At 37.9% G+C, this 22,635-nt stretch carries 23 protein-coding genes; 20 read left to right on the top strand and 3 right to left on the bottom strand.

Annotated elements, in window-relative coordinates; genetic code table 11:
* The 18 genes from BN1875_RS03065 to BN1875_RS03155 all read left to right on the top strand — a co-directional run.
* Nucleotides 1–191, top strand: a 191-nt coding sequence (locus tag BN1875_RS03065; protein ID WP_048603402.1) for a PTS lactose/cellobiose transporter subunit IIA, incomplete at its 5' end; no start/stop codon positions are given.
* A gap of 11 nt (nucleotides 192–202) precedes the next feature.
* Entirely contained in the window at nucleotides 203–892 is a 690-nt protein-coding gene (locus BN1875_RS03070) for an N-acetylmannosamine-6-phosphate 2-epimerase (RefSeq protein ID WP_048603403.1), read from the top strand.
* 5 nt (nucleotides 893–897) lie between these two features.
* Nucleotides 898–1,698: an HAD-IIB family hydrolase gene (locus BN1875_RS03075; protein ID WP_048603702.1), complete on the top strand. Its 801-nt coding sequence runs from the start codon at nucleotides 898–900 to the stop codon at nucleotides 1,696–1,698.
* A gap of 5 nt (nucleotides 1,699–1,703) precedes the next feature.
* Complete coding sequence (locus BN1875_RS03080) at nucleotides 1,704–3,245, top strand: DUF4127 family protein (RefSeq protein WP_048603404.1); 1,542 nt, start codon at nucleotides 1,704–1,706, stop codon at nucleotides 3,243–3,245.
* Nucleotides 3,242–4,531, top strand: coding sequence for a PTS sugar transporter subunit IIC (locus BN1875_RS03085; protein WP_048603405.1), 1,290 nt, complete (start codon nucleotides 3,242–3,244; stop codon nucleotides 4,529–4,531). Before BN1875_RS03080 ends, BN1875_RS03085 begins: the two co-directional genes overlap by 4 nt.
* Nucleotides 4,532–4,622: 91 nt before the next feature.
* A complete protein-coding gene (locus BN1875_RS03090) occupies nucleotides 4,623–4,907 on the top strand; it encodes a hypothetical protein (protein WP_048603406.1) in 285 nt (94 codons plus the stop codon).
* Nucleotides 4,908–5,100: 193 nt separating this feature from the next.
* The gene (locus tag BN1875_RS03095) at nucleotides 5,101–7,023 is read left to right on the top strand and encodes a sigma 54-interacting transcriptional regulator (RefSeq protein WP_048603407.1); all 1,923 of its coding nucleotides are present in this window, start codon (nucleotides 5,101–5,103) and stop codon (nucleotides 7,021–7,023) included.
* Nucleotides 7,024–7,240: 217 nt separating this feature from the next.
* A complete protein-coding gene (locus BN1875_RS03105) occupies nucleotides 7,241–7,597 on the top strand; it encodes a CidA/LrgA family protein (protein WP_048603409.1) in 357 nt (118 codons plus the stop codon).
* Nucleotides 7,598–7,639: 42 nt separating this feature from the next.
* Nucleotides 7,640–8,344: an LrgB family protein gene (locus tag BN1875_RS03110; protein WP_048603410.1), complete on the top strand. Its 705-nt coding sequence runs from the start codon at nucleotides 7,640–7,642 to the stop codon at nucleotides 8,342–8,344.
* Nucleotides 8,345–8,530: 186 nt separating this feature from the next.
* Complete coding sequence (locus tag BN1875_RS03115; protein WP_048603411.1) at nucleotides 8,531–9,673, top strand: mandelate racemase/muconate lactonizing enzyme family protein; 1,143 nt, start codon at nucleotides 8,531–8,533, stop codon at nucleotides 9,671–9,673.
* A gap of 40 nt (nucleotides 9,674–9,713) precedes the next feature.
* Complete coding sequence (locus tag BN1875_RS03120) at nucleotides 9,714–10,982, top strand: SLC13 family permease (RefSeq protein WP_048603412.1); 1,269 nt, start codon at nucleotides 9,714–9,716, stop codon at nucleotides 10,980–10,982.
* 14 nt (nucleotides 10,983–10,996) lie between these two features.
* On the top strand, nucleotides 10,997–12,358 hold the full coding sequence (locus BN1875_RS03125; RefSeq protein ID WP_048603413.1) for a pyruvate carboxylase subunit B: 1,362 nt from the start codon (nucleotides 10,997–10,999) through the stop codon (nucleotides 12,356–12,358).
* A complete protein-coding gene (locus tag BN1875_RS03130) occupies nucleotides 12,358–12,633 on the top strand; it encodes an OadG family protein (protein WP_048603414.1) in 276 nt (91 codons plus the stop codon). The genes BN1875_RS03125 and BN1875_RS03130 overlap by 1 nt, the downstream gene beginning before the upstream one ends.
* Nucleotides 12,634–12,638: 5 nt before the next feature.
* Complete coding sequence (locus tag BN1875_RS03135; RefSeq protein WP_048603415.1) at nucleotides 12,639–12,995, top strand: biotin/lipoyl-containing protein; 357 nt, start codon at nucleotides 12,639–12,641, stop codon at nucleotides 12,993–12,995.
* A complete protein-coding gene (locus BN1875_RS03140) occupies nucleotides 12,996–14,126 on the top strand; it encodes a sodium ion-translocating decarboxylase subunit beta (RefSeq protein WP_048603416.1) in 1,131 nt (376 codons plus the stop codon).
* 182 nt (nucleotides 14,127–14,308) lie between these two features.
* On the top strand, nucleotides 14,309–15,490 hold the full coding sequence (gene queG / locus BN1875_RS03145; protein ID WP_082147232.1) for a tRNA epoxyqueuosine(34) reductase QueG: 1,182 nt from the start codon (nucleotides 14,309–14,311) through the stop codon (nucleotides 15,488–15,490).
* A gap of 47 nt (nucleotides 15,491–15,537) precedes the next feature.
* Complete coding sequence (locus BN1875_RS03150) at nucleotides 15,538–15,900, top strand: DUF1801 domain-containing protein (RefSeq protein ID WP_048603418.1); 363 nt, start codon at nucleotides 15,538–15,540, stop codon at nucleotides 15,898–15,900.
* Nucleotides 15,901–16,044: 144 nt separating this feature from the next.
* Nucleotides 16,045–16,800: a class I SAM-dependent methyltransferase gene (locus tag BN1875_RS03155; protein ID WP_048603419.1), complete on the top strand. Its 756-nt coding sequence runs from the start codon at nucleotides 16,045–16,047 to the stop codon at nucleotides 16,798–16,800.
* 48 nt (nucleotides 16,801–16,848) lie between these two features.
* On the opposite strand, the gene BN1875_RS03160 is transcribed toward BN1875_RS03155, so the two are convergent.
* The 3 genes from BN1875_RS03160 to BN1875_RS03165 form a co-directional block, all read right to left on the bottom strand.
* Nucleotides 16,849–17,142 carry a DUF1905 domain-containing protein gene (locus tag BN1875_RS03160; RefSeq protein ID WP_048603420.1) on the bottom strand — a complete coding sequence of 98 codons (294 nt, stop codon included), beginning with the start codon at nucleotides 17,140–17,142 and terminating at the stop codon, nucleotides 16,849–16,851.
* A gap of 99 nt (nucleotides 17,143–17,241) precedes the next feature.
* Nucleotides 17,242–17,415, bottom strand: coding sequence for a type II toxin-antitoxin system antitoxin (locus BN1875_RS13500; RefSeq protein ID WP_082147233.1), 174 nt, complete (start codon nucleotides 17,413–17,415; stop codon nucleotides 17,242–17,244).
* Between the two features lie 47 nt (nucleotides 17,416–17,462).
* Nucleotides 17,463–18,497 carry an SPFH domain-containing protein gene (locus BN1875_RS03165; protein WP_048603421.1) on the bottom strand — a complete coding sequence of 345 codons (1,035 nt, stop codon included), beginning with the start codon at nucleotides 18,495–18,497 and terminating at the stop codon, nucleotides 17,463–17,465.
* 276 nt (nucleotides 18,498–18,773) lie between these two features.
* Here BN1875_RS03165 and BN1875_RS03170 point away from each other — a divergent pair, with 276 nt between their 5' ends.
* On the top strand, nucleotides 18,774–20,513 hold the full coding sequence (locus BN1875_RS03170; RefSeq protein ID WP_048603422.1) for an ABC transporter ATP-binding protein: 1,740 nt from the start codon (nucleotides 18,774–18,776) through the stop codon (nucleotides 20,511–20,513).
* Complete coding sequence (locus BN1875_RS03175; RefSeq protein WP_048603423.1) at nucleotides 20,500–22,386, top strand: ABC transporter ATP-binding protein; 1,887 nt, start codon at nucleotides 20,500–20,502, stop codon at nucleotides 22,384–22,386. The genes BN1875_RS03170 and BN1875_RS03175 overlap by 14 nt, the downstream gene beginning before the upstream one ends.
* Nucleotides 22,387–22,635 lie beyond the last annotated feature (249 nt).

Consider the following 22,635-nt stretch of genomic DNA (forward strand, 5'->3'; position numbering starts at 1 on the left):
TCAAAGACGCAGAAAAATCTTTGGTCGAAGCACACCATTCCCAAACCAATATGTTGACGCAAGAAGCGCAAGGCAATCACATGGAAGTCACACTGCTGACAGTCCATAGTCAAGACCATTTGATGACGGCCATTGCTTTTACCGACTTGGCGAAGGAAATCATTGATTTGTATAGAAAAATAGAAAAGTGAGGTGAGTCAGTATGCTGGAAAAACTAAAAGGTAAACTTATTGTGTCTTGCCAAGCCTTATCAGACGAACCATTGTACAGTTCATTTATTATGAGCAAAATGGCTTTAGCTGCTCAGCAGGGTGGTGCCGCAGGGATTCGAGCAAATTCTGTAGAGGATATCCAGGAAATCAAGAAAGAAATTGATTTACCTTTGATTGGTATAATCAAAAGAGATTATTCGGATTCAGAAGTTTATATCACTGCAACAAAAAAAGAAGTCTCTGAATTATTAACAACAAGTGCAGAAATCATTGCATTGGATGCCACAAAAAGGAAACGCCCTCATGACGAAAAAATCAGTGATTTAGTAAAACAAATTCACGATGCAGGACGATTAGCAATGGCGGATATTTCTACTTTTGAAGAAGCAATGGTTGCTGAAAAAACTGGCTTTGATCTTATTTCAACGACGATGGCAGGTTACACAGACTATTCAAAAAAAACAGAAACACCGGATTTTGAACTCTTGCAAAAAATTATTGCAAACAGCAAAGTGCCTGTAATTATGGAAGGGCATACGGATCAGCCAGAACAAGTAACCCAAGCACTAAAATTAGGTGCATTTGCGGTGGTAGTTGGGTCAATCATTACTCGTCCGCAACTAATCACAGCACGATATGTGGCAGCCGCAAAGAAAGCACAGGAGGAAGAAACTCTTTGAAATTAATGAAGAATCAATTATTGATCTGCGATTTAGATGGTACCTTATTGGATGCTAATGGAAAAGTAGATCATGATAGCTTGGAAAAAATAAAAAAATTTTGTGAAGACGGTGGACATTTCGTTATTTGTACCGGTCGAATGGACAGCGATATCCAATATGTTGAACAACAACTGGGATTTAAGGGCGAATTTCGTATTAGCCAAAATGGTGCTGTCATAAAAAACGCCAAAGAGGAAACGGTTTTCTTTGAAAGCATCCCAAGTGAGTATATCGCCTCTTTAAATCAAGCTATTTTTGGAATGAACTTGCGAACCGAGGTTTCAACATTGGAAAATCGATTATTTCCTAGCCCAAGAGATCCAGAAAATGTGGCGGAATTTATCGATACCTCTATCGTCATTAAAAATTTGCCTGATTATGTTTTACAACATGCCGGAAAAGCAACGATTTATCTGACTTTTGGAACAACAAATGAATTCACTACCATTAAGGAACGAATCGAAAAGAATTTGGGAAAAGACAAAGTGGGCATTGTGCAAACAAGTCCATCATCTTTGGAAGTTTTTTCTGCAAAGGTTTCAAAAGGAAATGCTGTTTCTTTCATCATGGGAAAATTGGCAGTTTCTAGAAAAAATGTTTATGTTGCCGGCGATGCGGAGAGTGATGTTTCCATGTTTCACTTAACAGACCATGCGTATGCAGTCAGAGAGGCACATTCAGATATTATTGAACAAGCGGGGCATTATCAAAAAACGGTGGGTCATATTGTCGATGAAATTTACGTAAACGTGAAGGGAGTGTAAAAAATTTGCGTATACTTTATGTTCCTTTAGATGAGCGACCATGCAATGCGGTTTACCCAATCAATGCTGCTAAGGTTGCTCGTGATGTAGAGGTCATTTCTTTGCCGGCGGAAGAAATGGGCTATAAAAAAAACGCCGCTGATACAAATAGAATCTGGCAATTTATCCAAAAGGAAATCGCTCGTACTGATTATCTGATTATATCAGTAGAAATGCTTTTATATGGGGGACTGTTGCCTTCAAGGTTGCATCATTTGACACTTGCGGATTTAAAAGAATATGAATCCAATTTACGAACATTGAAAAAAAACTATCCGGAAAAGAAACTATTCTTATCAAATTTAATTATGCGTACACCAAAATATAATAGTTCAGATGAAGAGCCTGACTATTATGAAGTTTATGGGGAAAGAATTTTTCGCTTCGGTTGGTTGTCTGATAAAGCAAACCGTGAAAATTTGATGGAAAGCGAACAGCAGGAATTAGAAGCTTTACAAAAAGAGCTGCCACAAGAAGTTATTTCAGATTATGAAACGAGACGGCATTTTAATGTAAACGCTAATTTAACCAATATTCAATTGGTAAAAGAGGGAATTATTGATTTCTTGAGTATTCCGCAAGACGATTCTGCCCCATATGGCTACACGGCAATTGATCAAAAAAAAGTTTATGGAACAATCCAGGAATTGGGATTAAAAGGCAAAGTCATGGTCTATCCTGGAGCAGACGAGGTAGGCTTCACGTTGCTAGCGCGGGCGTATAATGACTGGCGAAATACACAGCCAACGCTTTTTGTTCGGTATGCTTCTACATTAGGTCCAACCTTGGTTCCTTTGTATGAAGACCGAATAATCAATGAAAGTTTAAAAGCTCATGTCATGGCCGCAGGTATGCGTCCGGTCGATAACGAATCGGAAGCCGATTTTATTCTAGCTTATAATGTTCCTGGAAAAAAAATGCAGGAATCTTGGGATCAGTTTAAGAATAAAGATGTCACTTACGACAGCTATCGGCATTTGTTAACCTTTGTTGATCAAATCGAAAGAGCAATTCAAAAAGGAAAAAAAGTGGGCATTTGTGACAGCGCTTTTGCCAATGGTGGAGATTTGGAGCTATTGCAGATGCTGGATCAGAAAAATTTAATCGAGCAATTGATCTGCTATAAAGCATGGAATACGAATTGTAATTCATTGGGAAGCACTCTTTCTGCCCTGACTTTTGCTCAGAATGAAGTGGATGAAAAAGCAATGATGGATAATTTGATCTCAAATATTTTTGAAGATGGATTCTATCAAGCTGCTATTCGTATGGATCTGACAAAAACACTACTACCCAGTCTTGGCTTGAACTATTTTGATTTAAAAACTGAGGAAGCAAAAGTAATGGAACAGATTCATCAGAAGATGATGACAATGGCAGAAAACTATTTGCCGAATAGTTTTTCAAATCAATCTCTAGAAATACAGAAATTATCTTCACCATGGAATCGAATGTTTGAAATTTATTGTGATGTTAGAGTTTTTCAAAAGAAGGAGAGAAAAAAATGAACGATTCAAATCAATTTATCGGTAAAATGTTAACCTTTGCAAACAAATTTTCATCTCAACGTCATATCACTGCGATTCGTGATGGTTTTGTCACGTTGATTCCCGTAACGATTATTGCTTCTTTTTGGGTATTAATCAATAACCTAGTTTTAAGTCCTACAAATGGTCTACTGAAAAATTTTGCTGGCGCTGCAAAATGGATGGATCTAGGGAATCAAGTGTACAACTCGACGTTAGGTATTCTTGCTTTACTGATTGCTATGACGATTGGTTATAAATTAGCTGTCAGCTATCAAGAAGAAGGTCTCTTTGGTGGAGTTGTGGGTCTGATCTCTGCAGTGTTGGTTTTACCAGCACAAACGGCATTGACAGATATCAAAGGAAATACTGTGACAGCAGGTGCAGTGTTGACCCAAACTCAAACAAGTGCTACAGGAATGTTTTTGGCTATTATTGCTGCGCTTTTTTCGGTAACTTTACTTTGCAAATTCTCTAAATTAGATAAGCTAAAAATTAAAATGCCTGAAAGTGTACCGCCTTCCATTGCAAAATCATTTAACATTTTGATTCCAGCATTTTTAGTGACATTGATTTTTGGTCTGGTCGAAGTCTTGGTCGTTTGGGGAGCACATACTGACCTTCCAGCTTTGATTGCAAAATTTTTCCAAGCACCGTTAGTTGCATCTTTCCAATCGATTGGTGGTCTTTTACTCTATGTCTTTTTGAGTAATTTACTATGGGCTTTCGGTCTACACGGAACATTTATTTTAGGATCAGTTGGAGAACCAATCATGCTGACTGCCTTGCAACAAAATATGGACGCCTTAAAAAATGGTGCAGACATGCCCAATATCGTGACGAAACCTTTCTTAGATTCCTTTGGTTGGATGGGCGGAGGCGGCATGCTAATCTGTCTAGTAGTCGCAATCTACATCGGCTCAAAACGCGAAGATTATCGTTCAATTACCAAAGTAGGAACGATTCCAGCACTTTTCAATGTTAGTGAACCAATGATGTTTGGTATTCCTGTTGTTTTCAATCCATTACTAGGGATCCCGTTAGTCGTAGTACCATTAGTTACTACAACGATTGCGTATTATGCAACTTCTCTTGGACTCATCGCAAAAACATCTGTTTTGATTCCTTGGACCACTCCGCCAGTTATCTCTGGTTATCTTGCAACAAACGGCGATTGGAGAGCTTCTTTATTACAAGTTGTCTTGATTCTTATCGGTATTTTGATCTACCTACCATTTGTTAAGCTGACAAATAAAGAAAAGGTGTAAAAAACCTCTTTATCAAATCTTGATAGAAATCAATTTTTTTCAACGGAAAATCTTGTATGCTGTATTCAACAAGAAGAAAGAAGGAATCAGCATGACAAAACAAGAATTTATCGAAGAAGAATTTCCCAAATTAGCATTTTTTACTGATCGAATCCTTAAAGTTCATGGCGGACATCATCCTGAACTAGCGGAAGTGCGTGAACTTTTTGTCGCAATGAAAGACAAGACCCGTAAGAATCCTGAAGCTGACGTGACGAATGAGTTGACTCGATTGGCTCAAGTTACCAATAACTATGAAGTACCAGAAGATGCTTGTGAAGGGTATCGAACTACTTATCAATTGTTGCAGAATTTTCAGGAGCTTGCTCTTAAGTAAGTATTAATAATAAACTGTTTTGATTCTTCGCCTAAATAAAAAGCGAAGAATCTTTTTTTGTGGATTCAGAAACATTTTTTAAACGGTTTCATTTACTCAAATTCAAGTATAATATAGAGATAGATTAAATAAGTTATGTCGATTGAGACTGTAGAAAGCTGGAATTTATTAGAAGACTGGAAAGGAGTAGGGTATGATTAAAATCGGCGTCGTGGTAACGACAAAAAAATTGCTACAGGTTGCACAAACAGTGTCTCAAAAAGGTTTTAACAATTGCTTTGTCTTTTATTTGACGACAGCAGAAAATTTATCTGAAACCATCATTCAAGCAATTGACGAGGAATGTGATGTGCTAGTTGCTCGTGGTGGAATGAAGAATTTTGTTAATGGAATGACCAAAAAGATTCCAATCGTTTTTTGTTCACTGACTCAAGGCGAATTTTTAAAGGTTTTGAGCGAGGCAAAACAACAATTAGGATTACCTGAGCACAAACAGGGGCAAATAGCATTTTTAACAAACGAAAAGGAAATCGACAGCCTAGTACTTTCACTTGAGCTATCACAACAGTTGTTTGAGGCAAAAATCAATATCGTGAATCTAGATGAAGTTTCTCCTAGGGCTATCATTAAAGCTGCAAAAAAAGAAATACAAAAAGGAGCAGACATGCTGGTAGCAAGCACATCTATTTATGAACAAATTAAAAGATTGCCGATTCCTACTCATCGGCTAGATGGCAGATATGCCCACGAATCGATGGCGAATGCGTTTAGAATTGCTGAGCAGTTAGGAGAGAGCATTCAGGCAGAACAGACCTATTCTCGTGATTTAAGAATAATTTTAGAAGCTTCCTTCGAATCGATTTTTCTATTGAATCGATCTGGAGAAATCATTTTTATGAATGACTCTGCAAAACGAATTATTGGAAAAAATGGTTCTACTCAACAACCAATCTGGCAGTTGCTGCCGAGTTTGAAAAAAAATCAGTTTCTGGATTCATTGACAGAAAATGAGAATGTATACGGGGCATTAACTGAAATAAATAATACAATCTATCTGTATAATATTCAGCCTATTCCCAAAGATGGTCGAGCGGATCGTGTTGTTTTATTTCTAGATAAATTTGAGCGGGTAGAAAAGCTAAACGAGAAAGCTCAAAATGAATTAAGACAAAAAGGACATGTAGCTAAATATACTTTTGCTGATATTTTAGGAGACTCAAATCAGATTCAAAAAATAAAAGAAACCAGTCGTTCATTTGCTCACTATGACTCAACAATTATGATCTTTGGTGAAACAGGAACCGGGAAAGAATTGTTTGCACAAAGTATCCATAATAGTAGCTCGCGGCGCAATCAACCTTTTGTAGCTGTCAACTGTGCTTCTTTACCAGACAATTTACTAGAAAGTGAGTTATTTGGATACGAGAAGGGTGCCTTTACTGGAGCATTGATGTCAGGGAAGAAGGGGTTATTTGAGCAGGCAAATAAAGGAACTATTTTTTTAGACGAGATTTCAGAAATGGAGTTGTCTGCACAAACAAGACTACTTCGAGTTTTGGAAGAAAGAAATATTATTAGAATTGGCGGAGAGACAGTCGTTCCGTTAGATATTCGTATCATAGTTGCGACGAATCGTGATATGACAACCTTGATTGCTAATGGGAAATTTCGAGAAGATTTATATTATCGTTTAAATGTATTATCTGTTGAAATTCCACCGTTATGGCAGCGAAAAGAAGATATTTGTGTGATAGCTGATTCATTAATCCAACGATTAGGTGAAAAAATAGGTAAAAATCTTTCTTTCACAGCAGAGAGTAAAAAAATATTAAAACAATTCTCTTGGAAGGGAAATGTTCGTCAGTTACGGAATTTTTGTGAACGATTGGCCATTTTGGCGAATGAACCAAAGATTGGACCAGAATTTATTGAAAATCAATTAACTATGGCATTTGGCTATGAACGTCAGGAGAAGTCATTACAAAGTTATGAAAAACAGCAGATTCTTGAGTTGATGGATAAAGGAATTGCTAAGGAAGAAATTGCTAAACGGTTAGGAATCAGTCCAACAACTCTATGGCGAAGAATGAAACAATACCAAATTTTCAAGGACTAAGACCATTTACAATAAAATATAAGCATGCGAGGAAGCGAGATCAATTATTGATTTCACTTCCTTTTTTTATTGAAGTAATTATTTATTTTAAAAGGTGGCATAGTTCTTGCGACAAAAAAGATGATTTTACTGTTTCAAAAATAGGAGTTTATTTATCAAAAGGGATAAGGGAATTTAATCATTTTCTAGGTAAAACATATAGAAAGGGGCAACGATTATGAAACTAGGAACACAATTAGCAATTTTGCTCGCGTTTTCTATTTTAGGGGAAGGAGTACGATTGATACTTGATTTACCGATTCCCGGAAGTATTCTTGGAATTCTTCTATTATTTTTGGCATTTGAAAATAAAATCGTTGATGCAAAAAAAATTGAACCAATCTGTGATTTTTTCTTGGATAATCTAACTATTTTTTTTGTACCGGCTGGTGTTAGGTTGATGGATTTTTACGGAGTAATTAAAGACACTTGGCCGATTTTATTGGGAATCACTACTCTCTGCGTCATAGTAATTCTGATGATAATTGGCAAAACAGCCGAATTTGTAGAAAAAATACAAATTCGACGCCGTTGAACTGTGTAGAAAAAAAATAAAAATCAAAAGGAGGAGAAGTAAATGTTTTCAGAATTGACCCAAAGCCCTTTGTTTGGTTTGGCTCTGACAATTACCACCTATAGCTTGATGGAAGTACTTTTTCGAATTGTTCGGATTCCATTTATCAATCCGTTGATTGCAACAATTTTTATAATAATTTTTTTCTTAAAAATAACTGGAATTAGTTATGAAGAGTATGACATCGGCGCAAATTTCCTAACGATGATGATTACCCCAGCCACGATTTCTTTGGCACTACCTCTCTATCGTCATTTGGCAATTTTGAAGCAAAATATTCTTGTTGTTTTGTTTGCAACATTAGCCGGGATACTGACTAACTGCGTATTAAGTATTTCTCTCGGTCACTTGTTTTCGCTGAATGATGGAATGATTCTTTCTTTATTACCCAAAACGGTAACGGCAGCCTTGGCAATTGATCTTTCAAATCAAATGGGTGGTATTCCGGCGGTAACATTGGCAATTGTTGTTTCGACAGGAATCTTAGGAGCTTTACTTAGTAGTCAGGTTTTCAAGATTTTTCGCATCAACAGTCCAGTTGCTCGAGGCATTGCTTTGGGTAGTACATCCCATGCAATCGGTACAGGACGAGCTATTGAATTGGGGGAAGTCGAAGGTATCCTTTCGGGATTGTGCATTTGTATAAATGGTATTGTCACAGTTTTACTCTTGCCTACTATGTATTCACTAATTGAGAGAATGTTTTAAAAAAATTATAGCTTTTTTTTCAGATAACTTTCAATTTGAAAAACCATTTCATTTCGAAATTATTTTACAAATTCTCTTACTTGTTTTTCAAGTAAAAGAAAGCGCTTGCTGATATAGTTAGTTCAAATAATTGGCATAGTTTTTGCGTATATCAAAACGAACAAAATTTTAGAAGGAGTGGATTTTATGCGAATTACAAAAATTGAGACCATACCAATCAAACATTATCTTTTCGTCAAAGTTTATACCGATGAAGGAATTGTAGGTTTGGGAGAAGCAGGTAATTGGGGATTTCTTGATGCAACAAGAGGAGCAATCGAAAAATTAGCAGATTTTTTAATTGGAGAAGACCCAAGGAAAATCGAATGGCACTTTCAAAATATGTATCGGGCGATGTATTTCCGCGGATCTGTCATCATGAGTGCAATTAGTGCGATCGATATTGCACTTTGGGATATCAAAGGCAAATGGTTAGGTGTTCCAGTGTATGAGTTGTTAGGAGGCAAAATCCGCGATCGTGTACGGACATATGCTTCCGGATTTTCAAGTCAATCCATTGAGGAAATGGTTCAAGGAGTCAAACAGCTGCAAAAGGATGGTTTTAATGCAGCAAAAATATTTTTAAGCGAACCCGACGGTGATCCAACAGGAAAAAAAGAATATTTTTCAAGCAAAATCGAATTGAATCTAGAAAAAGTAAGACGTTGTCGAGAAGCAGTGGGGACCGATTTTGATTTGATTTTAGAAATTCATCGCAGTATGACATTGCCGGAAGCTTTAGTCTTTGCAAATGAGGTGAAAAAATACCGTCCTTTTGCGCTGGAAGATCCTATCACACCAGATACACCTGATCAAATGGGATGGTTAGCAGAAAAAATCGATATTCCGATAACTACTGGAGAACGGTTTATCAATCTTTCCGAGTTCGAAACTTTATTAAGTCGCAAAGGAGCACTCTATATTCGTCCCGATGTTTGCGCAGTTGGTGGAATCACAACTGTGAAAAAAATTTGTGGGCTGGCAGAAGCACACAATATAAGTGTCATTCCCCATAATCCTTTAGGTCCTGTATCCACAGCAGCCTGCTTGCAGATTTGTGCAAGTGTTTCAAATGTAGCGATCCAAGAATTACCAGATTTTTGTCTAAACGGTAAAGAAGACGCAATGATTGTTGATCCATTGCAGATTGAATCCGGGTGTCTAGTGGTTCCAGATCGACCTGGAATTGGTATCGAATTGACAGAAGATGCGCAAAGTTTGTTTCCACCAAAAGATCGAGCAACAAAAGGAGCTAAACGTTCCTTTGACGGATCATTATTAGATTTTTAATTTTTATTGGTAATTTATATGTTTTAAGGAGGAAAAATAAATGGATCAAGCTGTTTTAACCTTACTCATTATGGTGGCTACCGCTGTCATGCTGTTGCTAGAACTTATTCCCCCTGCTGCAACTGCTTTTTTATGCGCACTTTCTCTTACTTTAAGCGGTATCCTAACACCGCAAGATGCGTTCAAGGATTTTGCTAATATCAATATTATTTTATTCGGTGCCATGTTTGTGATTGGACATGCTGTTTTTTCAGTAGGAATTGCAACAGATTTAGGAAACTTGATAAAAAAATATGCTGATAACGAAAAAAAATTAGTGCTTGCTATTTTGTTGGTTGCGGGTTCATTATCTGCTTTCTTATCAAATACAAGTACAAGTGCTATCTTTTTACCATTGATTATTGGTCTTGCAGCAGGTAGCGGTTATAGCAAGAGCAAATTGCTCTATACCATGATGGTCGCTGTGGGAATGGGAGGTTCTATCACATTTCTTGGTGGCCCTGGCTGGTTATTTGCTAAAGCACAGATTGAGGCTTCTAAGCCTGGAACGCTAGTTAGTATGTTTGAAATTGCGAAAGTAACTCTGCCACTTTTTATTATTTCAGTTATCTATATGCTGATTATCGGTTATAAATTGATTCCAAATCGTCAAAGTGATGAAGAGCAGGAATTTAAAGAGGAAAAGGCTACTGAGATTCCTGCGTGGCATAAGAAATTTGTTGCGGTAATCACCTTGCTGACTGTGCTTGGTATGTTGTTTTCAGCACAAATCAATATAAATGCAGCTATCATTGCAGTTATTGGCGCGTTAGCATTGGTACTTTCTGGAGTTATTAAAGAAAACGAAGCATATCGTGTAATTAGTTGGAAAACTTTATTCTTATTTGGTGGTATTTTACCGCTATCAACAGCGTTGGAACAAACGGGAGCGGGAGAAATGATTGCTAATTTTGTTTTGAAAATAATGGGAGGAACAACTAATCCTTTTATTATCACTGCTGTTTGTATGATTGTTCCCTGCGTACTGTCACAATTTTTATCAAATACAACTTGTATGGCTATTTTTACCCCACTTGGTATTTCTATTGCTCATAAAATTGGTGCTGATCCGACTGCAGTTATTATGGCAATTTCTATTGGTGCCTGTCTAGCTATTACAACACCAATCGGGCAACCAGGTAATGCAATGATTTACGGACCCAGTGGCTTAAAATTTGCTGACTACGCAAAACCAGGTGTTCCTTTGACTGCCATTTTACTGGTTGTTTCGATTTTTCTCATTCCGATTGTATGGCCGTTCTTTGGCTGAAAGGAGCAATATAAATGAAAAGAATCAATATAAATGAAACCGTTTTAAGAGATGGTCAACAAAGTCTTATGTCAACTCGAATGTCTACAGCGGATATGTTACCAATATTAGAAAAAATGGATCAGGCGGGATACAACGCACTGGAGTGTTGGGGTGGTGCTACCTTTGACGCATGTCTTAGATACTTACATGAAGATCCCTGGGAAAGATTACGAAAAATTCGTAACCAAGTAAAAAAAACGCCGTTACAAATGCTGTTAAGAGGACAGAATCTTTTAGGGTATCGCCATTATTCAGATGATGTTGTTGATAAATTTGTTCAATTATCTATTCAAAATGGCATTGATATCATTCGTATTTTCGATGCTTTGAATGATGTTCGGAATTTAGCCACTGCTCATCAAGCAGTGAAAAAGTATCATGGTCATTCTCAATTAACAATTTGTTATACAGTCAGTCCTGTGCATACAATTTATTATTTTACAGAATTAGCAAAAAAGCTTAATGAAATGGGGGCTGACTCCATATGTATCAAGGATATGGCAGGAATACTAATGCCAGATGTAGCTCGGGAATTAATCTACCAAATCAAGAAAGTAATTACGGTTCCATTGCATCTGCACACCCACTGTACCTGTGGAATTGCTGAAATGACTTATCAAGCTGCTATTGAGAGTGGAATTGACGGTATTGACACAGCAATTTCTCCGTTTAGCTCTGGGACAAGTCAGCCAGCGACAGAGTCCATCGGATTAGCATTTAAAGAGAGAATTGATTTGGATTTTAGCCTGCTTTCTGAAATTGCGGATTATTTCAAAACAATTCGCACAAAATATCTAGCCAATGGTTTGATCAGCCCAGAGATGTTAACACCAGATCCTAAGGCCCTGATTTATCAAATACCTGGTGGCATGCTTTCTAATCTTTATGCACAATTACAAGCTGCTAGAGCAATCGCAAAATATGATCAAGTTCTGCAAGAAGTTCCCCGAGTTCGTGAAGAGTTGGGTTATCCACCTTTGGTAACACCGATGAGTCAAATGGTAGGAACACAAGCAACAATGAACGTTCTATCAGGTAGACGATATGATCAAATTTCAAAAGAAATTAAAAATTATGTTTCTGGTCACTATGGATTATCACCAGTACCAATTTCCAAAGAGATAAAAAGTCAGCTTATTGGAGCAACACCAATCATTACCAGTCGACCAGCAGACAGATTGGTACCTGAGTATGCGGAACTTAAAAATAAATATCCCGATTTTTCTGATGAAAAGCGATTGACATATATTTTATTTCCGCAATTAGCACCAAAATTTTATGAGCAGGAATCAATAATAAAAATTCAGGCTGTAACGAGGTTGGAGGGATTCTAATGACTAATTTTGAAGGAATTAGATTAATGATAGGTGCAATGGTTATCGTTTTTCTTGTCCTGATTGGTTTGATGATTAGTTTAAAAATAAGTGCATTTTTGTTGTCAGTTAAACCAAAGCCGGAAGAAGAAACAATGTTACCCACTGAATCTAGCAAGCAGAAAACAGTTTCTTCACAGGAGGCCATGGCGGCAGTAATGGCGGCTTTAGTAGTGACAAATAAAGAAGAACAGGATAAACAATATGAAATCGTTTCAATAAAACGAGTTAGGTGAGTGAGATGAAACTATATGAAATTACAGTAAATAATCAAGTCTACCAAGTTTCTATTCGGGAGCTTTCTTCGGAACAAACACCGATGGTTGGGTCTTTCCCAGAAGAGTCGCAAAGAAGCGGAGATACAGTAGACACAGCGCAAAAAAAGATTACTGCACCTCTTGCAGGGACAGTTTTGAAAATAAATGTCAAAGCAGGTGACGTGGTAAAAAAAGGCGAGCAGCTATTGGTTCTAGAGGCATTAAAAATGGAAAATGAAATTGTGGCTCCCGAAAATGGTAGAATTCAAGAAATTTTAGTGAAAGAAAAACAAACGGTTGAAACACAGGAACTGTTAATGACGATCCAAGGAAGTGATTAAATGATCGATATTATAAAAGAACTTTTATTAACCTCAGGATTTGCTCATTTGACGTTCAATAATCTTTTTATGTTATTTTTAGCATGTTTCTTTCTTTATCTTGGGATTGCTAAAGGGTATGAACCTTATTTGATTATTCCCATTGCTTTTGGCATTTTGTTGGTCAATTTACCTTTGGCTGGTTTGATGGAAGAAGCACAAAATTCAACACCCGGTGGACTACTTTATTACCTTTATCAAGGAACAAATTTGGGAATTTATCCACCCTTGATTTTTCTTTGTCTTGGGGCGGCTACAGATTTTGGTCCTTTGATTGCGAATCCAAAAACTTTACTGCTAGGAGCTGCGGCACAATTAGGGATTTTTGCAGCTTTCTTTGGAGCAATAGCATTAGGATTGACCGGAGCAGAGTCAGCTGCAGTAGGAATCATCGGCGGAGCAGATGGTCCAACGGCTATTTTCTTAACTACACGTTTGGCACCGCATCTTTTACCGATTATCTCTTTATCAGCATATTCTTACATGGCGCTGATACCGATCATTCAACCGCCAATCATCAGACTTTTGACAACGAAGCAAGAACGTGAGATCGAAATGAAGCAGATCCGAAAAGTTTCAAAAAAAGAAAAAATTATTTTTCCAATTGTTACGACACTTTTAGTTTCATTGATCGTTCCTTCCGCAACGACATTAATCGGTATGTTGATGCTGGGAAATCTCATACGGGAGGTAGGAATTGTTCCAAAGTTGGCAGAAGTTTTGCAAAACACATCTATGTATATTATTACGATTCTTCTGGGAATCACAGTTGGGGCAAAAGCGGAGGGGAATTTATTTCTTTCCATTGATACGCTGAAAATCATTTTACTGGGCTTATTTGCATTTGTTATCGGAACGGCTTCCGGCGTTTTGTTCGGTAAATTAATGTGTAAATTTACCCGAGGGAAAATTAATCCGATGATTGGTGCAGCAGGTGTTTCTGCAGTTCCTATGGCAGCACGAGTGGTTCAAGCCGAAGGAATCAAGGCGAATCCAGAAAGTTATTTATTAATGCACGCAATGGGACCGAATGTAGCGGGAATTATCGGCTCTGCTGTAGCAGCAGGTGTATTATTGAATTATTTTGGTTAGTCTGAGAAACAAAACTAGATAAATGGTTATGAAAAGATAGATATTGAAAACCTTCAGAAAATGTAACTTTTTTCTGAAGGTTTTTCTGTGGAGCATGTTTTATTTTCATACTGCTGGATATTCATTATTATGGTAAAATAAGCCCAATGAGAAAGAGTTTAAAAACAAAAGCAGGTGACACCATGCCAACTTTAAAGGAAAAAATTATTGCAGAAAGTAAACGAATTGGAATCGATAAAATCGGTTTTGCTACGGCAGAACCATTTTATGAATTAGAGGCTTCGTTGCAGGAACAGCGAGCACGGGGGTATAATTCTGGGTTTGAGCATAAAATTATTGAGGAACGAATTTATCTGGAAAAGACATTCGAAGATCCTCAGACAATCATTGCAATCGCATTAGCTTACCCAACAAAAATCGGAGAAGAGATACCCAATGATGAAAAACGAGGAATGTTTGCTCGAGCTTCATGGGGAATTGATTATCATGATATTTTGCGAGATCGCTTGCAAAAACTGATTGCTTTCATCCAAGAACAGGCAAAAGATTTAGAAGAAGCTGAAAATTGGCGTTTTGCACCGCAAGTAGATACCGGGGAACTTGTCGATGTTGCTGTTGCGCAACGAGCAGGATTAGGATTTATCGGGCGGAATGGCCTGTTGATTACAGAAGAATATGGTTCGTTTGTTTATTTGGGAGAAATTGTCACCAATATTCGTTTTGAAGCAGATGAACCGGTTCCTTTTGGTTGCGGAGAGTGTACCAGATGTGTGACTGCCTGTCCAACCAATGCTTTGTTAGGAGATGGTCGAATGAACGCCAAGCGCTGTCTATCCTACCAAACGCAAACAAAAGGCATGATGCCGGAAGAATACCGCAAGAAAATCCGAAATGTCGTTTACGGTTGTGATATTTGTCAGTTGGTATGTCCTTATAATCAGGGAAAAGACTTCCATTTTCACGAAGAGATGGAGCCAAAAGTTGACGAAGTTTATCCAAAATTAAAACCAATGTTGAATTTATCCAATAAAGAATTTAATCAACAGTTTGGTCATCTCGCCGGTTCTTGGCGAGGGAAAAAACCACTGCAACGAAATGCCCTGATTGCTTTGGCAAACCTTGGCGATCGCAGCGCATTACCAGAAATTTTGGTGTGTGCTCAAAAGGACATTCGTCCGGTGATTCGCGGGACGGCGGCTTGGGCAATTGGAAGATTAGGCAATCGTGAACCAGAAGAATGGCTAACTCAGTTGGAAGTTTTGCGGTTGAAGGAAGAGGATCCTGAAGCACTTCAAGAAATAGAACAAGCAATCCAACAATTGCAAGCTGTAGCAGAAAAAAAGAATCGTAAAAAACCAAGGTAATTCGTTGAAAAAACGTTAAAAATTTATTGATAGAAAAGAGGAGCATCATGGCAACCCATCGTAAAATCTCTGCCGTTAATCACTTTATTGCAGAATTACCCGCAGCTACTAAAGAAATTGCTGTTTCATTACGAGAATTAATTTTTGAGTCATCACCAGAACTCATTGAGGAATTCAAATGGTCGATGCCCAATTATTCTTCCAATGGCTTGGTTTGTTTCATACAGGTTGCTAAAGCCCATGTCAGCCTCGGCTTTCATCGGGGAAGTGAGCTGGAGGCAGTGGATCAAGCTCATTTATTACAAGGGGAAGCAAAAACGATGCGTCATATTCGTATAAAAAAACTCGAAGAAATTCAGCCGCAAGCAATCAAATACTTGATTCAACAGGCTATTTCTTTAAATCAATAGGGGGGAAAGGGAATGAAACGAATTAACTACTTGGTATAGTTGAGTTTGGTAGGCACTATATCAAGATAAAACGATTTCCTATCAACATTGACTATATCATTTGCCGCGTTTTTATTAGGAGTAAACAAGGAGGATATTAGTCAAATGAATCAAATAGAAAATGAATGGCTTCAAAGCGAAAAAAATCAACAAAATTTTTCGGGGTGGGATTTTTCTTATCTTGAAAATAAATATGCTCAAGACGAAACACCTTGGAATTATTATGAGCTTGTAAAAAGGTATCTTCAACCTGAAATGCAGTTGTTAGATATGGGGACCGGTGGCGGTGAATTATTGGAAACTTTCCATCATCCTTATAAACGCACATCTGTAACCGAAGGCTGGGGAAATAATTATCGCCTTTTATTGGAACGGCTACAACCTAAAGGAGTAGATGTCCGGTTTGTTCAGGACGGCGAATTGTTGCCATTTAAGGATAAGCACTTTGATTTTGTGAGCAACTCGCATGCTTTTTTTAATTTTTCGGAGGTCAAGCGCGTATTGAAACCGGGAGGATATTTCATTACGCAACAAGTGGGGGATTTGAATGGCTTGCCATTATCGACAAAATTGATTGATGATTATACAAAACCGCGCTTTGATTTGCATTTATCAAAAGTTGTTCGATCATTAACGGAACATGGGTTTGAGATTTTGTACGAAAATGAAGCTTATCCGGTACAAAAGTTTTTTGATATGGACGGATTGATTTATTATTGTCGAACGATTCCGTGGGAGTTTCCCGGATTTTCAGTGGCAACGCATAAAGAGCAACTGTATTTTCTTCGAGAAGAATTGAAACGAAACGGCTATATTTATAATCTGGAGCATCGGTTTATGATTGTTGCTAAATTAAGATAGACTAAAAAACTTGCTGACCACCATTTCACTAGGTGCGTCAGCAAGTTTTTAGTCTAGTCGTTCTTGAATGGTTACATTTACTTGATCGCCAATATCTTTTCCGATTTTTTTTCGGATATCTTTTCGAATACCGATGATATAACAAATTGATCCATCGTCATTTTTTCGCCCCATATTTACGATACTGCCATCATAAGGTTCTCCATCAAACGTTGCGTGGACTTTAACGCGCCCCTTATTGAATTCCTCGCGAACATCGTATGGGAAAATTACATAGGCGCCACCTTTACCCACTTCTGAGGAATAAATCTGGGATTCAAAAGCATAATTTTTTTCGTCCATTGTTGCACCTCCAATGTGTTGGGTTTAGTAGAGAAATTTTTTTTGATTAAATAATTGAAAGCAGGTACCTCAATGAGGGTGCCGCTGGAAGGTAAAGGGTCAAGATTTCTGCTCTTTTTTCTTGCGTTTTTTTACTGCTTCACTCAATAGATATTCAATTTGACCATTGACACTACGAAACTCGTCTTCAGCCCAAGCTGCAAGATCTTCGTACAGCTCAGCAGAAAGGCGCAACGGTACTTGCTTTTTACCTTTGCTTTTTTCCCCGCCCACAAGATACCGCTCCTTTCTTTTTGGGACTTGTGAATCTACTTGAAATTTTAGTACAATGAGCCGCTATTTACAATGGGCTGTGCTTCGCGATTTCCACATAAGACGACCATAAGATTGCTGACCATTGCCGCTTTACGTTCTTCATCTAATTCCACAACACTTTGTTCGTTTAACTTTTCAATTGCCATTTCAACCATGCCAACCGCTCCTTCTACAATTAGTTGACGTGCATCAACAATGGCAGAGGCTTGTTGGCGCTGCAACATAGCTGCGGCGATTTCTGGTGCATAAGCTAAGTGAGTAATCTTGGCTTCCAAAATCTCGATTCCAGCAACGCTAACCTTGCTTTGAATTTCTTCCGTTAATTTTGCGCTTACTTCAAGACTAGATCCCCGAAGACTCTTTTCATTCGCATCTTCATCATCTGTTGCATCATAAGGATACAAACGAACAATATTCCGTAAAGCAGAATCCGATTGAATGGACAAATAGTCGACAAAATTATCAACATCAAACATTGCTTTAGCAGTATCGCGGATATGCCAAATAACTACAATACTGATGATGATTGGATTTCCTAATTTATCGTTGACCTTTTGTTTGTTGTTGCTTAATGCCATCGTTTTTAAGGATAACCGTTTTTTTGGAAGCTGTGAACTACTTTTTTTCGTTCCGGTGACAGGGTCAGTTTCATTGTCACGAACGGAAGCCAACTCTTGCATACTACCTCTTGGAACCGGTGCGGCTGTTGAAAAAGGATTAACAAAATAAATACCTGCACCTTTGATTGTTCCTACGTATTTCCCAAAAAGAGTCAGCACCAATGCTTCATTTGGATGGACAACTTTTAGTCCGGCAAAAAGTAACCAAACAGGAAATGCCCAATAAAAAATTGAGACACCCATAAGAAGACCGCCAAGAGTAGTATTTTCTCCACCCTCAATAAATAAAATGCCGATCACGAATAGTACAATTGATAAAACGATGCCTAATAGGTTTAAAACAAGAATGGGAAGACCATTGCGGGGGGTAAAAATAATTTCTTCCGTGGGAACCTTTACTTCAACTGCTTTATTTTCCATTTTCTTTCCTCCTGTGATATCTTTTTGATATCATTTTGAATTCAATGATAGTGTAGCACAGACTTGAAAAGCGAACAAGTAAAAGCCTAGGAACGCTTCTTTTATTTAGTAATGCTAAAAATAAATGATTATAATTGTAGGCAGCACTTAGTTTTTCGAAAAACAGAAAATTAGGGATTAAAAAAGTTCTTTCCTATATAAAAGGAAAAAATTCACACTTTCTTCCTAGATGTTTTAGGAAAAAATAGTTTATACTAAAGAAGAAGGAGGGAAATCATGGTAAAAAAATTAATTCAACACGTCGGAGAGTTTAAAAAAGCAACAATTATTACCCCTCTTTTTGTTACAGGGGAATGTTTGTTAGATATTATTATTCCATTAGTAATTGCAGCACTGATTGATCAAGGGATCGAAGAAAGAAATCAGCAGGCAATTATTTTTTATGGCGTGATCTTACTTGTGTGTGCGCTGGTAGCGCTATTTTTAGGTGCAATGTCGGGGCGTTTTGCTGCGATTGCATCTGCAGGATTTGCCAAAAATTTGCGGGGAGCCATGTTTAGAAAGATTCAAGGCTATTCATTCTCCAACATTGATCGTTTTTCAACTAATAGTCTGGTAACTCGTTTGACAACGGATGTAACAAACGTTCAAAATGCGTATCAAATGGTGATTCGCATGCTAATTCGCAGTCCGTTGATGTTGATTTTTTCATTAATCATGGCTTTTTCCATTAATGGTGAAATGGCTTCAACTTTTGTTATTGTCTTGCCGATTCTTGCGATTGGTCTATTCGTCGTTGTGCGAATCGCTCATCCATTATTTGAAAAAGTTTTTCGAATTTACGACAAAATGAATAATGTTGTTCAGGAAAACCTGCAAGGCATTCGCGTGGTGAAATCTTATGTCAGGGAAGAACATGAAGGACAAAAATTTAACAAAGTTTCTGAGGAAATCTTCAAAACTTTCTCCAAAGCTGAAAGTACGGTGGCTTTCAATTCACCACTATTACAATTTTGTATGTACACGACAATGCTTTTGTTGTCATGGCTGGGTGCGCATTTGGTCGTAGCGAATCAAATGTCAACTGGAGAACTGGTAAGTATGTTTACCTATGCAATGCAAACCTTGATGAGTCTGAATATGCTTTCGATGATCTTTGTGATGGTCTTGATTGCCAGAGCAAGTGGTGAACGAATTGTAGAAGTTTTAGACGAAGAAAGTGATTTGGCGAATCCGATGCATGCGTTGACTCATGTTCCTGATGGGAAAGTTGAATTTAAAAATGTCAGCTTCAGTTATGGGAATGATCCAGAAAAGTTAGCTTTAAAACATATTAGCTTTAAAGCACAAACCGGTGAGGTTATTGGTATTATCGGTGGAACAGGTAGTTCGAAATCTTCCTTAGTCCAATTGATTCCTCGATTGTATGATGTGACTGACGGCGAAGTATTGGTCGGAGGTATCAATGTGAAAGAATACGACTTGGTTACATTGCGGGATAGTGTGTCAATGGTTCTTCAAAATAACGTCTTATTTTCTGGTACAATTGCTTCCAATCTACGCTGGGGAGATGAACAAGCCAAGGATGAAGAAGTTGAAAAAATGGCTAAAATTTCTCAGGCAGATTCTTTTATTCAAGAATTTCCAGAGAAATACCAAGCACCGATTTCTCAAGGTGGATCAAACGTTTCTGGAGGACAAAAGCAACGGTTAACAATTGCACGGGCACTATTGAAAAAACCGAAAATCTTGATTTTAGATGATTCAACTTCAGCAGTAGACACAAAAACAGATACACTGATTCGTCAAGGATTGAAGAAAGAGATTCCGGGAACGACGACATTTATTATTGCTCAACGTGTTTCTTCGGTAGAAGATGCGGATAAAATTATTGTTATGGATAAAGGCGAAATCAACGGAATCGGAACCCATAACGAATTGCTGCAGTCAAATGCCATTTATCAAGAAATCTACGAAACGCAGCAGAAAGGATTTGGAAGCTATGAAGCGAATTAAAACCCATACACGTCGTTCTGAACGGCCAGGCGCTACATTAAAGCGATTATTTGGTTATATGTGGCAAGATTATAAATTGGCTTTGCTAGTCGTAGTGGCTTGTATTTTGCTTTCAGCCTTTGCCAATGTTCGTGGTTCTTTATTCCTGCAAACGGTGATCGATGAGGACATTACACCGATTTTACAAGGAAATAGTCAAGATTTCTCTGGATTGATGACAGCGATTATTCAAATGGGCGCTATTTATTTGGTCGGAATTCTGGCAACCTGGGCCTTTAATATTATCATGGTCAAGGTCTCTCAAGGAACTCAGAAAAAAATTCGTGATGACATGTTTTCTCATATGGAGACACTGCCGATTCGTTATTTCGATCAACGAACACAAGGTGACATTATGAGTTACTATACCAATGATATTGACACACTGCGTCAGATGATTTCGCAAAGTATTCCTAACCTATTTGCGGCATTTGTCACATTTATTTCGGTTTTTATTGCGATGTTTTCAGTTAGTGTGCCGATGACATTTTTTGTGATTTTGTCGGTTTCACTGATGATGGCTACAATTCGGGTCATCTCAGGACGTGCAGGTCAATATTTTGGTGCTCAACAACATTCGTTGGGAAAATTAAATGGATATATCGAAGAAATGGTTCATGGACAAAAAGTCGTGAAAGTTTTCAACCATGAAGAAAAAGTAATCGAAGGTTTTGATTCTCTAAATGAGGAATTGCGAGACAATGCAACGAATGCGAATGTCCATGCCAACTCCCTCATGCCAATTATGATGAACTTGTTGAATATCCAATATTGTTTGATTGCGGTGGTTGGTGGGTTACTTTCCGTTCGTGGAACGATTCAATTGACGATTGGGCAATTGGCTTCCTTTTTACAACTAAGTCGATCTTTGAACAATCCAATCGCACAGATTTCCCAACAAATCAATTTTGTTATCATGGCGTTAGCCGGAGCGGAACGAATTTTCCAATTACTGGATGAACAACCGGAAACAGACGAAGGGTATGTAACCTTGGTCAATGCAAAAGAGGACAACGGTGTTTTAGTGGAAACACCTCATCGAACCGGCCTTTGGGCTTGGAAACATCCTCATGAAGATGGCAGTATCACGTATACAGAAGTATCAGGGGATGTTGTTTTTGAATCCGTGAATTTCGGGTATGTGGATGACCAAATGATTTTGAAGGACATCAATCTGTTTGCCAAGCCTGGACAAAAGGTTGCTTTTGTGGGTGCAACAGGTGCTGGAAAGACTACGATTACGAATTTGATTAATCGTTTTTACGATATTCAAGAAGGAAAAATCCGTTACGACGGGATTAACATCAAAAAAATCAAAAAAGAATCTTTGCGCCATTCGTTGGGGATCGTTTTACAGGATACCCATTTATTTACTGGAACGGTTAGAGAAAATATTCGCTATGGAAAACTGGATGCAACAGACGAAGAGGTTATCAAAGCGGCAAAATTAGCTAATGCGGAGGATTTTATTGCGAATCTACCGAATGGCTATGAAACGATTATTACTGGTGATGGAGAAGGCTTATCGCAAGGACAACGACAATTGTTGGCAATTGCCAGAGCCGCGATTGCTGATCCGCCAGTCATGATTTTGGATGAAGCTACCAGCAGTATTGATACCCGAACAGAAGGAATCGTGCAACGAGGAATGGATTCCTTGATGCATGGACGAACTGTTTTCGTTATTGCCCATCGTTTATCAACTATCAAAAATTCAGATGTGATTATGGTTCTAGATCATGGACGAATCATTGAACGCGGAGACCACGACAGTTTACTTTCAGAAAAAGGTGTCTATTACCAACTCTACACTGGTGCACTGGAACTTGATTAATTCTAAAGCAATTGACTGCTACTTGGTCAGTTGCTTTTTTTGTGATTACGAATGAGCTAGGAGAAAATAAGGGTCGTCAGTAAGTAAATTAGTGATAAAATAAAGAAAAGAATTCAAGGAGCGACTGAAATGGAAAATCCAACAGCCACGAAGGTATTGGAGAATATTGATGGAGGGGAAATTTTGTTGTAGGATTGTGTGCTTGTTTCTTTATGATTACGGGAATTTTTAATTAGGGAAAAAGTTTGT

The sequence above is a fragment of the Enterococcus massiliensis genome (assembly GCF_001050095.1).
GTDB classification, from domain to species: Bacteria; Bacillota; Bacilli; order Lactobacillales; family Enterococcaceae; genus Enterococcus_C; species Enterococcus_C songbeiensis.

Excerpts from the sequence above, each read along its gene's own strand:
- BN1875_RS03070 (WP_048603403.1), top strand. The coding sequence starts at position 203 with ATGCTGGAAAAACTAAAAGGTAAACTTATTGTGTCTTGCCAAGCCTTA.
- BN1875_RS03075 (WP_048603702.1), top strand. The coding sequence starts at position 898 with ATGAAGAATCAATTATTGATCTGCGATTTAGATGGTACCTTATTGGAT.
- BN1875_RS03085 (WP_048603405.1), top strand. The coding sequence starts at position 3,242 with ATGAACGATTCAAATCAATTTATCGGTAAAATGTTAACCTTTGCAAAC.
- BN1875_RS03090 (WP_048603406.1), top strand. The coding sequence starts at position 4,623 with ATGACAAAACAAGAATTTATCGAAGAAGAATTTCCCAAATTAGCATTT.
- BN1875_RS03095 (WP_048603407.1), top strand. The coding sequence starts at position 5,101 with ATGATTAAAATCGGCGTCGTGGTAACGACAAAAAAATTGCTACAGGTT.
- BN1875_RS03105 (WP_048603409.1), top strand. The coding sequence starts at position 7,241 with ATGAAACTAGGAACACAATTAGCAATTTTGCTCGCGTTTTCTATTTTA.
- BN1875_RS03110 (WP_048603410.1), top strand. The coding sequence starts at position 7,640 with ATGTTTTCAGAATTGACCCAAAGCCCTTTGTTTGGTTTGGCTCTGACA.
- BN1875_RS03115 (WP_048603411.1), top strand. The coding sequence starts at position 8,531 with ATGCGAATTACAAAAATTGAGACCATACCAATCAAACATTATCTTTTC.
- BN1875_RS03120 (WP_048603412.1), top strand. The coding sequence starts at position 9,714 with ATGGATCAAGCTGTTTTAACCTTACTCATTATGGTGGCTACCGCTGTC.
- BN1875_RS03125 (WP_048603413.1), top strand. The coding sequence starts at position 10,997 with ATGAAAAGAATCAATATAAATGAAACCGTTTTAAGAGATGGTCAACAA.
- BN1875_RS03130 (WP_048603414.1), top strand. The coding sequence starts at position 12,358 with ATGACTAATTTTGAAGGAATTAGATTAATGATAGGTGCAATGGTTATC.
- BN1875_RS03135 (WP_048603415.1), top strand. The coding sequence starts at position 12,639 with ATGAAACTATATGAAATTACAGTAAATAATCAAGTCTACCAAGTTTCT.
- BN1875_RS03140 (WP_048603416.1), top strand. The coding sequence starts at position 12,996 with ATGATCGATATTATAAAAGAACTTTTATTAACCTCAGGATTTGCTCAT.
- queG (WP_082147232.1), top strand. The coding sequence starts at position 14,309 with ATGCCAACTTTAAAGGAAAAAATTATTGCAGAAAGTAAACGAATTGGA.
- BN1875_RS03150 (WP_048603418.1), top strand. The coding sequence starts at position 15,538 with ATGGCAACCCATCGTAAAATCTCTGCCGTTAATCACTTTATTGCAGAA.
- BN1875_RS03155 (WP_048603419.1), top strand. The coding sequence starts at position 16,045 with ATGAATCAAATAGAAAATGAATGGCTTCAAAGCGAAAAAAATCAACAA.
- BN1875_RS03160 (WP_048603420.1), bottom strand. The coding sequence starts at position 17,142 with ATGGACGAAAAAAATTATGCTTTTGAATCCCAGATTTATTCCTCAGAA.
- BN1875_RS03165 (WP_048603421.1), bottom strand. The coding sequence starts at position 18,497 with ATGGAAAATAAAGCAGTTGAAGTAAAGGTTCCCACGGAAGAAATTATT.
- BN1875_RS03170 (WP_048603422.1), top strand. The coding sequence starts at position 18,774 with ATGGTAAAAAAATTAATTCAACACGTCGGAGAGTTTAAAAAAGCAACA.
- BN1875_RS03175 (WP_048603423.1), top strand. The coding sequence starts at position 20,500 with ATGAAGCGAATTAAAACCCATACACGTCGTTCTGAACGGCCAGGCGCT.